The sequence below is a fragment of the Ruegeria sp. genome, from assembly GCF_965243365.1.
Taxonomy (GTDB): Bacteria; Pseudomonadota; Alphaproteobacteria; order Rhodobacterales; family Rhodobacteraceae; genus Ruegeria.
Genome location: NZ_CBDEUW010000002.1, coordinates 2,677,760 through 2,692,555 on the forward strand (window position 1 = coordinate 2,677,760; position 14,796 = coordinate 2,692,555).

General features: G+C 58.7%; 12 protein-coding genes and 1 pseudogene. 9 read left to right on the forward strand and 4 right to left on the reverse strand.

The genetic code is table 11. The annotated features are described in order from the left end of the window. Window positions 1-46: 46 nt before the first annotated feature. Complete coding sequence (locus ACP0GE_RS16995) at window positions 47-1,879, reverse strand: IS1634 family transposase (RefSeq protein ID WP_424833096.1); 1,833 nt, start codon at window positions 1,877-1,879, stop codon at window positions 47-49. A gap of 171 nt (window positions 1,880-2,050) precedes the next feature. Between ACP0GE_RS16995 and ACP0GE_RS17000 the strand changes: the two are divergent. From ACP0GE_RS17000 to ACP0GE_RS17010, 3 genes and pseudogenes are all read left to right on the forward strand, one after another. Then, window positions 2,051-3,034, forward strand: a pseudogene (locus tag ACP0GE_RS17000) (malate synthase G); the annotation flags it as partial. Between the two features lie 24 nt (window positions 3,035-3,058). Continuing rightward, window positions 3,059-3,484 carry a GlcG/HbpS family heme-binding protein gene (locus ACP0GE_RS17005; protein WP_424833097.1) on the forward strand — a complete coding sequence of 142 codons (426 nt, stop codon included), beginning with the start codon at window positions 3,059-3,061 and terminating at the stop codon, window positions 3,482-3,484. Window positions 3,485-3,715: 231 nt separating this feature from the next. After that, window positions 3,716-4,495: a gamma-glutamyl-gamma-aminobutyrate hydrolase family protein gene (locus ACP0GE_RS17010; RefSeq protein ID WP_424833098.1), complete on the forward strand. Its 780-nt coding sequence runs from the start codon at window positions 3,716-3,718 to the stop codon at window positions 4,493-4,495. A 49-nt stretch (window positions 4,496-4,544) separates the two neighbouring features. Here ACP0GE_RS17010 and ACP0GE_RS17015 read toward each other — a convergent pair whose 3' ends face one another. Both ACP0GE_RS17015 and ACP0GE_RS17020 read right to left on the reverse strand, forming a co-directional pair. Continuing rightward, window positions 4,545-6,785 (reverse strand): molybdopterin cofactor-binding domain-containing protein, encoded by a 2,241-nt coding sequence (locus ACP0GE_RS17015; protein WP_424833099.1) that lies wholly within the window; start codon window positions 6,783-6,785, stop codon window positions 4,545-4,547. Between the two features lie 3 nt (window positions 6,786-6,788). Continuing rightward, complete coding sequence (locus tag ACP0GE_RS17020; RefSeq protein WP_424833100.1) at window positions 6,789-7,253, reverse strand: (2Fe-2S)-binding protein; 465 nt, start codon at window positions 7,251-7,253, stop codon at window positions 6,789-6,791. Between the two features lie 99 nt (window positions 7,254-7,352). Here ACP0GE_RS17020 and ACP0GE_RS17025 point away from each other — a divergent pair, with 99 nt between their 5' ends. Beyond that, window positions 7,353-7,931 carry a TetR/AcrR family transcriptional regulator gene (locus ACP0GE_RS17025; RefSeq protein WP_424833101.1) on the forward strand — a complete coding sequence of 193 codons (579 nt, stop codon included), beginning with the start codon at window positions 7,353-7,355 and terminating at the stop codon, window positions 7,929-7,931. On the opposite strand, the gene kynU is transcribed toward ACP0GE_RS17025, so the two are convergent. After that, on the reverse strand, window positions 7,924-9,081 hold the full coding sequence (kynU, locus tag ACP0GE_RS17030; RefSeq protein ID WP_424833102.1) for a kynureninase: 1,158 nt from the start codon (window positions 9,079-9,081) through the stop codon (window positions 7,924-7,926). The genes ACP0GE_RS17025 and kynU overlap by 8 nt on opposite strands. A 170-nt stretch (window positions 9,082-9,251) precedes the next feature. On the opposite strand from kynU, the gene ACP0GE_RS17035 reads away from it, so the two are divergent. The 5 genes from ACP0GE_RS17035 to ACP0GE_RS17055 all read left to right on the forward strand — a co-directional run bounded on the left by ACP0GE_RS17035 (window position 9,252) and on the right by ACP0GE_RS17055 (window position 14,774). After that, window positions 9,252-9,701 (forward strand): methyltransferase family protein, encoded by a 450-nt coding sequence (locus ACP0GE_RS17035; RefSeq protein ID WP_424833103.1) that lies wholly within the window; start codon window positions 9,252-9,254, stop codon window positions 9,699-9,701. 131 nt (window positions 9,702-9,832) lie between these two features. Continuing rightward, window positions 9,833-11,404 (forward strand): Re/Si-specific NAD(P)(+) transhydrogenase subunit alpha, encoded by a 1,572-nt coding sequence (locus ACP0GE_RS17040; RefSeq protein ID WP_424833104.1) that lies wholly within the window; start codon window positions 9,833-9,835, stop codon window positions 11,402-11,404. A gap of 13 nt (window positions 11,405-11,417) precedes the next feature. After that, window positions 11,418-12,872 (forward strand): NAD(P)(+) transhydrogenase (Re/Si-specific) subunit beta, encoded by a 1,455-nt coding sequence (locus tag ACP0GE_RS17045; RefSeq protein WP_424833105.1) that lies wholly within the window; start codon window positions 11,418-11,420, stop codon window positions 12,870-12,872. A 160-nt stretch (window positions 12,873-13,032) separates the two neighbouring features. Further along, on the forward strand, window positions 13,033-13,389 hold the full coding sequence (locus ACP0GE_RS17050) for a VOC family protein (RefSeq protein ID WP_424833106.1): 357 nt from the start codon (window positions 13,033-13,035) through the stop codon (window positions 13,387-13,389). A 107-nt stretch (window positions 13,390-13,496) separates the two neighbouring features. Further along, the gene (locus ACP0GE_RS17055) at window positions 13,497-14,774 is read left to right on the forward strand and encodes a DUF3422 family protein (RefSeq protein ID WP_424833107.1); all 1,278 of its coding nucleotides are present in this window, start codon (window positions 13,497-13,499) and stop codon (window positions 14,772-14,774) included. Window positions 14,775-14,796 lie beyond the last annotated feature (22 nt).

A 14,796-nucleotide genomic window follows, 5' to 3' on the forward strand; every position in this document is an offset into this window, starting at 1 on the left:
CACTACATTTTGTGCGTCAGGAGGTCGGTTGGAATGGCCTCGACCGTTACGGGTTTTTCAGTTTCCGGATACGCCTTTCAAGCGCGTATGGTACGCCCGCCGCCTTCGCAACCCCTGCCGCCACCGGGTCTGGCCGAGCGTCCGTTCTGACCTCGATCCGTGCGCCGTCGACGGAGGTGAAGGACGTGGTGGCCCGCTGCCAGCGACCGAGCTTGTTGCGCACAGAGGCCCAACTGTCGTGGACCCCCTGCGCAGCGAGACGGGTCCGGATGACATTGACGCCGTACAGCGCCAGCACCGCGATGAACAGATGGCCCTCGATCCGCCTGGACAGTTGGTGCCAGATCGGGCGCAAGCCGAGTTCAGACTTGAGCGTCTCAAACGTCGCTTCGAGTTCGGTCAAACGCCAGTAGGTGCGCACCGTCTTCTCAAGGCCCCATTCCGTGTGGCTGGTGCGCAGCACATAGAGGCCCGCGCGGGCATCGCGTGTATTGAATGCCGCATTGGGTACCCATGTCACCGCGCTGGCCTTGCCATCCGAACCCTTTGTGACGCGGATGTCATAATGCTGATTGACCATAGCGTAGCGTTCCCGCAAACGCCCGAGCCGCTCCAGAACCTTGTCGTATGTCTTGACGGAGCGCGGCTTGCTCAAGCCGTCGTGCAAGGCGGTAAGTTCTGCCTCAAAGGCGTCCCGCTTCTTGGCCAGAATGGCTTCATCACGCTCCTGTCGCGCCTGGCTCCAGATGCAGAGTTGCGCTTCGTTCTCAGGCTCGTGGGACAGGTTCCAGATCCGCGCCTCATGCCCCGATCTGGTCTCGATCGTTGCATCAGGATCCCGCGCGCCTGCAGCATCCGCCTGATCCGGCTTGACCCCACCCCGCCTGACCGTGATCCAATGATAGCCCCGGTTGCGCAGTTCGGCGAGGTTGTTTTCGGTAGCGATGTCTGCATCCATGATGACCGTGGGCTTGTCCTTGTCCTCCGGTGTGGCAAGGCTGTCCAGCGCCTCGAACAGCGTGCCGGGTTCGCTGACATTGCCGGGCAGAACGCTGGAGCGGCGCGGGAAGCCGCCCTCGTCGGTGGCCATCGCGAGCGTGACAAGAGGGCAGTCGTTCCGTTTCTGCTTGGAGCGTCCGAACCTGGCCAGATCGGACGCTGGACGCCCGGTCATGTAGGTGTTGGTCAGGTCATAGAAGATCACCGCACCGGAACTGCCGAACAACGTGCGCTGACGGTCAAACAGCGCGTCTTCGATGGCCTCGTGGTGTTTGACCAGACCGTCACTGAGACGATACAGCTTGTCGAGATAGAGCGCCGGCCCGGTATTGAGGCGCAGAAGTTCAAACGTGGCACTGTTGGTCTCCAACCATCGCAAAGTCTCCCGTTCGCTGGCGGGATGCACCATGCGCGCAATCACCAGCGCCATGGCGATCCGGGCGTCTCGATCCGACAGGCCGACATTCTTGAGCACCCCAAGAAAGCCCAGAGCCTCCAGAGCGGCCAGGGCAAGTCGCTCACAGCCCACAGACCGCGCGTCTTCAATCTGTATGCTGTCGAGACGGATATTTGCTGTGCCGCCATCCAGGGCCTCGGCCGCCGACTGGACCAACGCGCGGCTGCGCAACTTCTGCACAATGGTATCCGCCATTGTCGCCAATTCCGGTTCAGGATCGAACAGAGGCGTTTCTCCCGTAATCCCCGCCTGAACGAGTTCGACCAGTTCGGGCCACTGCGATTTGGGGATCGGAAAGGCTGCTCCGAGGTTCAGGAGCGTCTTTTGTTGCACCTTGCGGCCCGTTCTAAAATTCTCGACCAACCGGACGGATCGGTAGCATTTGTCAGCGCGGCGGCGGGTCAGGGTCTCACGAATAAACATGTTCCTACATTAGGACCGCTGCACCCCACTGGGAATCCCGAAAAGCCCTCAGGAAGCACATTATGGCACCACTTCGAAAATCCAGAAACTCACCTCAACAAAATCAACGCTTTACCGGCCAGAAAGCGGCAATTTCGACCGATTTCAGCAAAAAAGTGCGGAACTTGGGCCAAGATGCACGGACCAGAAGAAGTGGCCTTCTCGGTTCAGATTTTCGATATGGTCGAGGATATTCTGGGCCTGCCGCGCAACACCGTGAAGCTGGGGATCATGGATGAGGAACGTCGCACGTCGGTTAACCTCAAGGAATGTATCCGCGCCGCGAAATTGCGGGTGGCGTTCATCAACACCGGCTTCCTGGACCGCACGGGGGATGAAATCCATACCTCGATGGAGGCAGGTCCGATGCTGCCCAAGGGTGACATCAAGAACACGCCGTGGATTGCGTCTTACGAGGACCGCAATGTCGATATCGGTCTGGCCTGTGGGCTGAAGGGCAAGGCGCAGATCGGTAAGGGCATGTGGGCGATGCCCGACCGCATGGGCGACATGCTGGACGCTAAGATCGGCCATCCGATGTCGGGCGCGACCTGCGCTTGGGTTCCTTCGCCCACCGCCGCGACTCTGCATGCCACGCATTACCATAAGGTCGATGTCTTGGCGCGTCAGGACGAACTGGCCGCAGGTGGGGCTCGCGGAACGCTGGATGACTTGCTGACCGTTCCACTGCTGGAGGGCCGCAATCTCAGCGCTGATGAGATCAGCCGAGAGATCGAAAACAACGCGCAAGGTATTCTGGGATATGTGGTGCGCTGGATTGATCAGGGGGTTGGTTGCTCGAAAGTGCCTGATATCAACGATATCGGTTTGATGGAGGATCGCGCCACCTGCAGGATTTCTTCTCAGGCACTGGCCAATTGGCTTTATCATGGCATTGTAACCGAAGATCAGGTGATGTCGGGGATGCGGAAAATGGCAGTCGTTGTTGACCACCAGAACGCGGACGATCCAGCTTATATTCCGATGGCCCCAGGCTTTGACGGCATCGCTTTTCAGGCGGCCTGTGATCTGGTTTTCAAAGGCCGGGTGCAGCCGTCTGGTTATACAGAACCGGTTTTGCATGCCCGCCGTCTGGAATTTAAGGCCCGCCACTAACTTGTAAGTCTGAGAGGATACGACATGGCAGTTTCCCTGCGCAAAGCCCGCACAATCATCCGTAAGACCCTTGAAAAAGGCCGCGAGATGGATCTGAAACCTCTGTCTGTGGTGGTGCTGGATGCCGGCGGGCATGTCATCGCGTTCGAGCGCGAAGACAGTGCCGCGCCTGGGCGTTTTGCGATTGCGCACGGTAAGGCTTATGGCTCGGTCATGCTGGGTATGGCGGGGACTGCGCAGATGCAGCGCGCCGAAGGGCAGGCGTATTTCATGGCAGCCGTGAACGGGGTTTACGGCGGACAGGTCATTCCCGTTCCCGGCGGTGTGTTGCTGCGCGACCGCAAAGGCACTGTCATCGGTGCCGTTGGGGTTACGGGTGACACTTCGGACAATGACGCCGCAGCGGCGCTGGCTGGCATAGAAGCCGCTGGTCTGGTTGGTGAGATCTGATCCGAGCTTAGTAAGGTGAACCTGTTGGTGCCCCGTGTTTTGCTGATTGCGTTCTCGCCTATGTGCATTGAAATGAACCTGGCGAGAGCTGCGCAGTAAGGGTACAAAACCTTGCCGCGTGTGCGTGACTGAACAAGAACGTGCGCTGATGCGCAGGGCTTGCACTATTGCTCACATGTGATGCTCTGGTTAGCTTTCCTGAAAGATTAGAAAACGATCCAGGAAAACATAATGTCTCGGCCTATCGTCGGTATCATCGGCAATTCATATCTGATGAATGATCAATACCCGACCCATGCGGGTGGCACGATGAATTCCGACGCGGTCTCGAACGTGTCAGATTGTATCCCATTGCTGATCCCGGCCGACCCCCGCTATGTCACGGTCGACGAGTTGCTGGACGTTTGCGATGGCTTCCTGCTGACAGGCGGTCGCCCCAACGTCCATCCTGAAGAATATGGTGAAGCTGCCACGGCAGCGCATGGTGATTTTGACCGGGCGCGGGATGCGATTACGTTGCCGTTGATCCGCGCCTGTGTCGCACGCGGGCAGCCGTTTTTGGGTATCTGCCGCGGGTTCCAAGAGGTGAACGTCGCGCTGGGCGGAACGCTTTACCCCGAGATCCGGGACCTGCCTGGGCGCCAGAACCACCGCATGCCCCCAGACGGAACACTGGAAGAGAAATTTGCCCTGCGCCACGTTGTGACCCTGACGGAAGGCGGCGTTTTCCACCGGTTATTCGGCGCGCCCGAGGTGATGACGAACACTTTGCACGGACAGGGGATCAAGGCCGTCGGGAAAAACATCGTGGTAGATGGCTGCGCTGCGGATGGAACTCCTGAGGCGATATATGTCAAGGACGCGCCGGGGTTTACCTTGTCGGTGCAATGGCATCCAGAATGGGATGCAGGCAACGACCCCGTCTCGCGCCCGCTGTTCGAGGCGTTCGGCGAGGCGGTTCGGGCCTGGACACAATGCGGGCGGAAAGGCCAATTGCAGCGAACGGCCTGATCGTTGTGAAATGACCGGCCCGCAGATCGGACCGGCCGGAATTTATGGGTCAGAGCAGCAGATTGAACTGCTTGTTCAAGGGCAGTGTACGTGCCCGTTCGCCCGTCAGATCAAACAGAGCATTTCCAAGCGCAGGCATCGACGGCGGTGTTCCGGGCTCTCCGGCGCCACCCATATGCTTGTTGGTTTCCAGGATTCGGACTTCGGTCACCGGCGTCGTGTGCATGCGCAGCGCGTCGTAATCCGGGAAGTTGTACTGTTCGACCTCACCATCGGTAAAGGTGATCTCACCATGGGCGGCGGCGGACAGGCCATAAATCATTCCGCTGATCATTTGCGCCTCGACCACGGACGGATCCAGAGCCAGACCCATGTCACAGGCGATCCACGCTTTGCTGATGCGGATGGTTCCATCCTCTTCCACAACCTCGATGACCTGAGCAACAGGGGTGCCGAAGCTGTAGGTCAGAGCGACGCCGCGACCGACGCCGTCGGGAGTCTTGCCTGTCCAATTGGACATCTCTTTTACGGCTTCAAGGCACCCTGCGGATGGGGCGTGTTCGGTTTTTGAAAGCTCCAGCCGGAAGTCCAAAGGATCACGACCGGCGGCATGGGCCATTTCATCCAGAAAGGTCTCGTGAAAGAAACCGTTGTGGCTGTTGCCGACCGAGCGCCAAAAGCCAACCGGAACATCCAGATCGGCAATATGACCACTCATGCGGTAATTTGGCACCGCGTAGGGTTGGTTGAAGAACCCTTCGACCAGCACCTTGTCAGGGCCTCCGCCGGAAAAGCCGGTATAACGCTCGACCGCCTGTTGGGTGCAGGACTGCGAAGCGACCTTGCCGTGAATCAGAACGGCCTTGCCGTCCTTCACCGCGCCGCGCATCCGGGCCATCGCGCCGGGGCGGAAGTAATCGTGGCGCATGTCTTCTTCGCGGGTCCACGTGGTTTGAACAGGTGTACCCGGCACTGCCATTGCCACCTGAGTCGCGATCCGGCCAAAATCCAGCTCTCCACGCCGGCCAAAACCGCCGCCCAGATATGTCGTGTGAATTTCGACCGCTTCTTTGTCCAAGCCCGCAATATTCGCGGCATGCATTTGCAAAAAGGTCGGGGCCTGGTTTCCGCACCACAGTTCAAGCCTGTTGCCGGTGAAAAGCGCCGTGGCGTTCATCGGCTCCATCGTGGCATGGGCCAGATAGGGTACGGTATATTCCGCGGTAACCTCGGTCGCACCATCCGGCATCACATCCACATCGCCGTCGTCGCGCATGGTCGAATTGGGCTCGTCCTCGAAGGCTTGGGCGATCCGTTCAAAGATGGCATCGGTCTCGGACGGGTAGGGGGCATCGCCCCAATCCACGTCAATGGCGTCAACTGCCTGCATGGCCAGCCAAGTGTTCGTGGCAATCACCGCAACGCCTGTGCCCAGATCGACAACCTGTTCAACGCCGGGCATGTTTTCGGCGGCGCTGGCATCATACCCATTCATCTGCCCGCCCAGTTTGGGATTCATCCGAACCGAGGCAAACTTTATCCCCTCGGGGCGTACATCAATGCCGAATTCCGCCGTTCCGGTTGACTTGCCCGGAATGTCGACGCGGGGCTGTGATTGGCCCAGCAGGCGCCATTTCGCGGGATCGCGCAGCTCGACCTCGGGTGGCTCGATCTGCCCTGCGGCTTCGGCCAATTCCGTGTACGGAATGCGCGTGCCATCCGGGGCGACAACAGCGCCCTTCTCAGTTGCCAATTGCGCGCGGTCCACGCCCAGCCGGTCGGCTGCGGCCTGTTTCAGGGTCTCGCGCGCCGTGGCCCCTGCCATTCGCATCCGCTCGAACCCGTCTTTCATCGAGGTGGACCCGCCGGTGACCTGCAAGCTCAGAACCTTGCCGATCACACCCAGCGCTTCGCCCAGATTGTGCTGAAAGTCGGATACGTCATAGCCTTTGTTCGGCAGGCCTTCGCCAATCATGGCTGTGTTGTAATAGGCCGCAGCCGCCGGTCCGTGCAGGACGCGGATCTGGTCGAGTTCCACATCCAGCTCTTCGGCGATCAAGGCTGCCCAGGTCGTCATGACCCCCTGGCCCATCTCTGCGCGCGGCGCGAACAAGGTCACGCCCTGCTGGTCGATCAGAACAAAGGGGCTGAGCGCGGTCTCACCCTTTCCGGGTTTCAGCGGGTTGGCCGCAGGGCGCGATACGTAATAAGCGCCAAATGCCACGCCACCGACAATGGCGGCAGAGCCGATCAAAAAGGTGCGGCGGAGGATTTTACCAATAGAAGCCATGGGTTACGCCTCCTTCAACTTGGCGGCCGCGTCGTGAATCGCGGCGCGGATACGAGGATACGTGCCGCACCGGCACAGGTTGCCTTGCATCGCATCGTCGATATCAGCATCCGTCGGGGTGGGGTTTTCCGCCAGCAAGGCTGCGGCCTGCATGATCTGGCCGGATTGGCAGTATCCACATTGTGCGACCTGATTATCGACCCAGGCCTGCTGGATTGTCGCCATCGCGTCCGGAGTGCCCAGCCCCTCGATCGTCGTTACGTCCCCCCAAACATCCGACAGGGCCACCTGACAAGACCGGACGGCCTCGCCATCAATATGCACGGTGCAGGATCCGCAGGCGGCAACGCCGCAGCCGAATTTGGTGCCGGTCAGACCGACCTCGTCGCGTAGGACCCACAATAGGGGAACATCATCAGGCAGATCGACTTGGTGGTCCTGACCGTTAATCTTAAGGGTGGTCGCCATGGCGCACCTCTCTTGGCTGTGGCTGGTTTCTGACATAATTAATGGAAAGTGTCAGGATGTCAATTGACAAAATAAACAAAAAATGTCAGGGGTTCGCTTATGACAAATTCACAAGAAGATTCCAGGCAAACCGCCATCCTGAATTCCGCCTTTCAGGCTTTTGCGACCTACGGGTTTCGGAAAACCTCGATGGATGACATCGCCAAAGGGGCAGGGATGTCGCGGCCTGCGGTCTATCTGCACTTCAAGAACAAGGAAGCGATCGTAGGCGCGCTAACGCGGCATTATTACGAAAAGAAGGTCGCGCTGGTCGAACAGGCGCTGACCGAAGATGGATCGGTGCCCCAGATACTGTCGAACGCAATCCAGGTGCAGGTTGAGGGGCTTGCAGCCATTCTTGCATCGCCGCATGGCCTTGAGATGCTGGATAACACGAAATCCATGGCGACTGATATCGTGCAAGAGGGCGAGGCTGCGCTGACCCGCCACTATGCGGATTGGCTGCGGCGCGAAGAAAGCGTCGGTCGCGTCAAGCTTCAGGCCGCGCCGGAAGATATTGCCAAGACGATCACCAGCTCATTGAAAGGGGTCAAACTGACCGCCACCAGCGCCGAAGAGTTCGAACAGAGGATTACCCAACTGGCCGCCTTGCTGGGGGCTGGGCTTGCGGTCAGGTAACGCGCTGGCGAATTTTGAATTCCGGCTTGTCCCACAGACGGTTGCGGATGATGTCTGCCAGAATATCCACGGCCTTTTCAACGTCGGTTTCATCAATATACAAAGGCGCGAAGCCGAATCGCATGACGTCCGGAGCGCGAAAATCTCCGATTACGCCGCGTTCGAGCAATGCCTGCATCGCAGCGTATCCTTCGGTGAACCGGAAAGAAACCTGACTGCCTCGCAGCGCAGAGTCCCGAGGGCTGGCAAGTTGCAAATCGGGGCAGGAATGTTCCACCCGCTGGATGAACAACTCGGTCAATTGAATGGATCTGGCGCGCACGTCCGCGATATCGACCATATCCCAAATGTCCATGGCGGCGGATAAGGCGGTCATCTGGATGACCGGCGGGGTCCCGACGCGCATCCTTTCGATCCCGGTACCGGGGCGATAGTCCAGATCAAAGGCGAAAGGTGCTTCATGGCCAAGCCAACCCGATAGCGCAGGCCGCACCCTGTCGCGCAGATGCGGGGCGACATAGATGAAGCCCGGCGCGCCGGGGCCGCCATTGAGATACTTATACGTGCAGCCTATGGCAAAATCTGCCTTGCACCCGGACAGGTCCACCGGGATCGCACCGGCAGAGTGGGCCAGTTCGGTCAGGGCTTTCATGTCATGTTTGAGCCCGGTTTGATAACCCACCTCCGTCAGCATCAGCACCGCGACTTCTTCGGTGATGTGCGTCGCGACATCATCGGGGTCGACAACACGCAGCTCGTAATCGGGGCCCAGTGAACGCAACAAGCCGTCTGCCATGTAAAGGTCCGAGGGGAAGTTGCCGTTGTCGGACAAGACCACCCTGCGGCCGGAATTAAGCTCTAGCGCCGATGCGAGCGCCTGATAGACTTTGATCGAGAGTGTGTCACCAACCATGACGCAGCCGGGTTCCGCGCCAATCAGCCGCGCGATGCGGTCGCCGAGCTCTGTCGGCAAGGCCATCCAACCCGCCGCGTTCCAACTCGTGCTTAGCATCTTGCCCCACTGGTCGTCCAACACCTCGTCAACGCGCGCTCTTGCCGCTTTCGGCATTGGGCCCAGTGAGTTGCCATGAAGATAAATAACGCCATCGGGCAGTTCGAACATGGATTTGGTGGTGGCAAAATCGGTCATTGATGGCTCATTCAATTGTGGTTCGGATCGGCGGTTCACCTCGGCCTAACCGATCGCTATCCGCCTGTCCATTGATGCGACATCCTGGGCTTTTGCCAATTGGGGTCAAAAGCGGTAGGACGTGACGCAAAAGCGACATGTTTCCACCTGTGTCGCGGAAGGAGAGCTGTATGCGACGGATCGATGTTCCGCCGATCTGGCTGATTGGTTTCGCAGCGCTGGCCTGGGTTCAGGGCCGGTTCTTTGCGTTTGGCCTTTCGCTGGACGGTGCGATTACCGATCTGCTCAGCGGTCTGTTGATTGGCGCCGGTATCATTCTTGCCGTAATGGCTGTTGTCGAGTTTCGACGTCATTGCACAACCATCATTCCGCATCAAACGCCGACGACGATGGTCCAGTCCGGGATTTACAAACGCAGCCGCAATCCGATCTATCTGGGCGATGTTCTGATACTGGCGGGGCTTATTCTGCGGTTTGACGCGGTGGCGTTGCTCGTTCTCGTTCCTGTGTTCGTTTGGGTGCTTGAACGTCGCTTTATCCTTCCCGAAGAGGATCGTCTGCGTCGTACTTTCCGGGTGGATTTTGCCCGATATGAACGTCAGACCCGGCGTTGGATATGAGGGGACGCCCGTTGTAACACTGCGTAAGAGATGCTGCGCTTGCGAAATAATCTTTCGCAAGATACATCAGAACACGAAGAAGAATACCAACCACCCGCGCGAACGGATCGAAAATTAGGGGGATCGCACCTTTGAAACTAGGCACACCGAAAGAGATATTGGACGGCGAGAACCGGGTTGCGATGACGCCCGACTCTGCCGTGCAATTGCAGAAGCTGGGCTATGACTGCCTGATCGAGAAAGGGGCGGGTCTGGCTGCCGGGTTCTCAGATGCGGCCTATGAGGCCGTTGGCGTCGAGGTTGTCAAAACCGCCGCCTCGCTTTGGAAGGCGTCGGATATCGTTGCCAAGGTCCGGATTCCAACCGAGGCTGAGCTTAAGCGGCTGACTAAGGGCAAGACGCTGATTTCCTTCTTCAATCCGGCGGGTAACGAAGAAGGGATGGAGCTGGCAAAGTCCAAGGGTGCGAATGTTATTGCCATGGAAATGGTACCGCGCATCTCGCGGGCGCAGAAAATGGATGCACTGTCATCCATGGCGAATATCGCCGGTTATCGCGCCGTGATTGAGGCGGGCAACAACTTTGGCCGCTTCTTCACCGGTCAGGTGACGGCGGCGGGTAAAGTGCCACCTGCAAAGGTGCTGATTGTAGGCGCCGGTGTGGCTGGTCTGGCGGCGATCGGGACCTCGACCTCTCTGGGTGCGATCACCTACGCCTTCGACGTGCGCCCCGAAGTGGCCGAGCAGGTCGAATCCATGGGGGCCGAATTCGTCTATCTGGACTTCGAAGAAGAACAGCAGGACGGCGCAGCGACCGGCGGCTATGCCTCGGTCCAGTCGGAAGAGTTCCGCAACGCGCAGCTTGCCAAGTTCCGTGAACTGGCACCCGAGGTGGACATTGTCATCACTACCGCCTTGATCCCCAATCGCCCGGCACCCAAGCTGTGGCTTAAGGATATGGTCAAAGCGATGAAACCGGGCTCGGTCATCGTTGACCTTGCAGCCGAGCGCGGTGGCAACGTGGAAGGCACCGTGCCGGATGAAAAAGTTGTAACGCCAAATGGCGTGACCATCATCGGTTATACTGACTTCCCCAGCCGGATGGCTGCGCAATCGTCGTCTCTGTACGCGACCAACATCCGTCACATGATGACTGACCTGACGCCCGAGAAGGACGGTCAGATCAATCACGATATGGAAGATGACGTGATCCGCGGCGCGACCGTAACCTTTGAAGGCGACATCACCTTCCCGCCGCCGCCGCCCAAAGTGCAGGCGATTGCGGCGCAGAAAAAGCCCGAGGTCAAGGAACTGACCCCGGAAGAGAAGAGGGCGCAGGAAATTGCGGCCTTCAAGGCGCAGACCAAACAGCAGTTCACCCTGCTGGGTGTTGGTGGCGCGCTGATGCTGCTGGTGGGGCTGATCGCTCCGGCCAGCTTCATGCAGCACTTCATCGTCTTCGTGCTGGCGATCTTTGTGGGCTTCCAGGTGATCTGGAATGTCTCGCACAGCCTGCATACACCGCTGATGGCGATCACCAACGCGATCTCGTCGATCATCATCGTGGGTGCGCTCATGCAGATCGGATCGGGGTCGTTCCTGGTCATTCTGCTGGCGGCGCTGTCCGTCTTCATGGCCGGGATCAACATCTTCGGCGGCTTCCTCGTAACCCGGCGCATGCTCGCCATGTTCCAGAAATCTTAAGGAGGCCGGGCACATGGAATTTGGCTTCACCACTGCAGCCTATGTTGTTGCGGCTGTTCTGTTTATCCTTTCGCTCGGCGGCCTGTCGAACCAGGAAAGCGCCAAGCGCGCGGTCTGGTATGGCATCGTCGGTATGGCGCTGGCGGTCTTTGCCACGCTGGTTGGCCCGGGTTCCGGCCTGTGGCTGCTGTCGCTGCTGCTGATCGCAGGCGGCGGTTTCATTGGTCAGTATGTTGCGCAGCGCGTTCAGATGACCGAAATGCCGCAGCTTGTTGCCGCGATGCACTCACTCGTTGGTCTGGCGGCTGTGTTTGTTGGCTTCAACGCGCATTTTGAGATCGGCAATGTGGCGCAGGTCATGGCGATCAAGGATAGCGCAGGCCAGGCGGACCTGTCTGATCTGGGCGCTTTTGCCAAGCTGATTGCTAAGAAGACCCCGGCGGAACTGGCGATCCTGCATGTGGAACTGTTCCTGGGCATCTTCATCGGTGCGATCACCTTTACCGGTTCGGTTGTGGCTTATGGCAAGCTGGCGGGGAAAGTGACCAGCGCTGCAACGAAGTTGCCGGGCGGTCATGCGCTGAACGCAGCCGCTGCGGGTCTCTCGCTGATCTGCCTGTTCTGGTATACCGCTTCGGGAGGCTTACTCCCGCTTTTCCTGATGACGCTGGCGGCCCTGTTCATCGGTTACCATCTGATCATGGGCATTGGCGGTGCCGATATGCCGGTCGTTGTGTCGATGCTGAACAGCTATTCGGGTTGGGCCGCGGCGGCGATTGGCTTCTCGCTGGGCAACGACCTGCTGATCGTGGTTGGTGCGCTGGTGGGGTCGTCGGGTGCGATCCTGTCCTACATCATGTGTAAGGCGATGAACCGTCACTTTGTCAGTGTGATCCTGGGCGGCTTTGGTGGTCCGCAAGGGGAGCAGATGGCCGTTGAAGGCGAACAGATTGCTATCGAGGCTGATGGTGTTGCAGCAGCCCTGAACGACGCTGACAGCGTGATTATCATCCCCGGTTACGGCATGGCTGTTGCCCAAGCGCAGCAGTCGGTCAGCGAGTTGGTCCGCAAACTGCGCGCCAAGGGTAAAGAGGTTCGCTTTGCGATCCATCCGGTCGCGGGCCGTCTGCCCGGTCACATGAACGTGCTGCTGGCCGAGGCGAAGGTGCCGTATGACATCGTTCTGGAAATGGACGAGATCAACGACGATTTCCCGGATACGGACGTGGCCATCGTCATCGGCTCGAACGACATCGTGAACCCGGCGGCGCAGGAAGATCCCAACAGCCCCATCGCCGGGATGCCGGTTCTGGAATGCTGGAAGGCCAAGCAGGTGTTTGTCTCGAAACGTGGTCAGGGCACCGGCTATTCGGGCATCGAAAACCCACTGTTCTTCAAAGAGAACACGCGCATGTTCTATGGCGACGCCAAGGCGTCCTTGGACAAGCTGCTGCCGATGATCGATTGATCAACGGGTTCAGTCGAATTGCAAAGGGCGCCTGCGGGCGCCCTTTTCTTTTTTGCTTATCTTGGGGGCTTTGCCCCCAAACCCCCAGGATATTTTTAGCCAGATGAAGCGGGTGGGGTGTGGTAGGTTGATCTGAATGTAACGCGGCTGGAGGTCGGCAATGCAGAAAGTGAATGGCATAGGCGGAGTGTTCTTTCGCGCCAAAGATCCGCAGGCGTTGAGCGCATGGTACGAGGAGCATCTGGGCGTTAATCATTATGACCCGGTGCCCTGGAAACAGAGCGAGGGGTTTACGGTCTTTGCCCCGTTTGCGCAGGACACGGACTACTTTGGGCGGCGTGAGCAGCAGTGGATGATCAATTTCCGTGTTGATGATTTGGCGGCCCTGACCGCGCAGCTTGAAGCAGCTGGAATCGTAGTGGAAACCCATCCAGACTGGGACAGCGAAGTTGGAAAATTCGCGCGTATTCACGACCCCGAAGGCAACCCGGTTGAGCTCTGGGAACCAAATCAATGAGATAGCGGGTTTGTATACCGTAGTATCCTTGTAAGTGCATGAAATAAATGGATAATTGATGTCATCGTGAGGTGTCGTATAGTGTGCTGAACGAATTGGAGCCCTGAATGACGCCCATTGATGACCATCCGCTGCGCTATGCGCTGGCCAACGAACTGCATGCCCGCCCATTTCCGGTCGCTGGCGCACCCTGCACAGTGGTTTTTCTGGCGGTCAAAAAACCCGAGGCGGCTGTTGCGCGGGATCGGGGTGAGGATATGGCTCATCTTGTCGCCCTGTTGGACCGGCACGGCGCGCAAGCACCGAAGGACGGGGTCACGCATTACTCGGGGCAGATCGGGCGGCATTGGCTGAAATGGGAACAGCACACTGAATTTGTTACCTATACGGCGATCACTCAGAATGTCAGTGACCGGCCGTTTAACCCGGCCGATTTCGAGGTTTTCCCGGAAGACTGGTTGAAGGAGAGTCCCGGCAAACGGATCACTTCGGTTTTGCTGCGTGTTGTGCCATGCCCCAAAGACGAGGTGGTGAAGGATGCATTGTTGGACTGGTTCGATCCCGAAAGCCTGGCCGTATCGCGAGTGCTTGACGATTCAGCCATCTGCGCAAGTGATTTCCGCATAGACCCGGCGGGGCATATGCGGTTCGCCTTGTTTGTACGCGAGGGGACCGGCGACCGTCGCACAGGGCGAATTGTTCAACGCCTTTGCGAGATTGAGACCTACAAGGCGATGTCAATGCTGGGTTTTGCGCGAGTCAACCAATTGTCATCCCGGATCGGAGCGCTGGACGGTAAGCTGACCGAGTTGATGGTCGAAATGACCGATGACACCACGCCTCCGGACTCGCTGCTGCCGCAGCTGTTAACCACATCGACAGAACTTGAGACGATATCTGCCCGATGCTCGTTCCGCTTTGGCGCAACAGGCGCGTATGAAGCTCTGGTCAACCAACGCATCACCGTTCTGCGCGAGGAACGGTTCAAAGGGGGGCAGACCTTTGCTGATTTCATGATGCGCCGCTATGACCCGGCGATGCGCACCGTGAAATCCGCAGAACGCCGCCTAAAGGCGCTGTCGGATCGGGCTATTCGGGCCGGAGAGCTGCTGCGAACGCGCGTTGACGTAGAGCGTAGCGCGCAGAACCAGGCCCTGCTGGAAAGTATGGACCGACGTGCCGATCTGGCCCTGCGCTTGCAGCATACAGTTGAAGGGCTATCCGTCGTGGCGATCAGCTATTATGCTGTGTCTTTGGTCAGCTACTTCCTGTATCCGCTCACCAGCATTGGGGTCAGTAAAGGGATGTTGACGGCTGCAATTACGATACCCGTGGTGCTGTGTGTCTGGTTTGCCGTCCGCAGAATTCGCAAGCGGCTTGCCTAGGCGGTGATTGCCAAAACCTGAC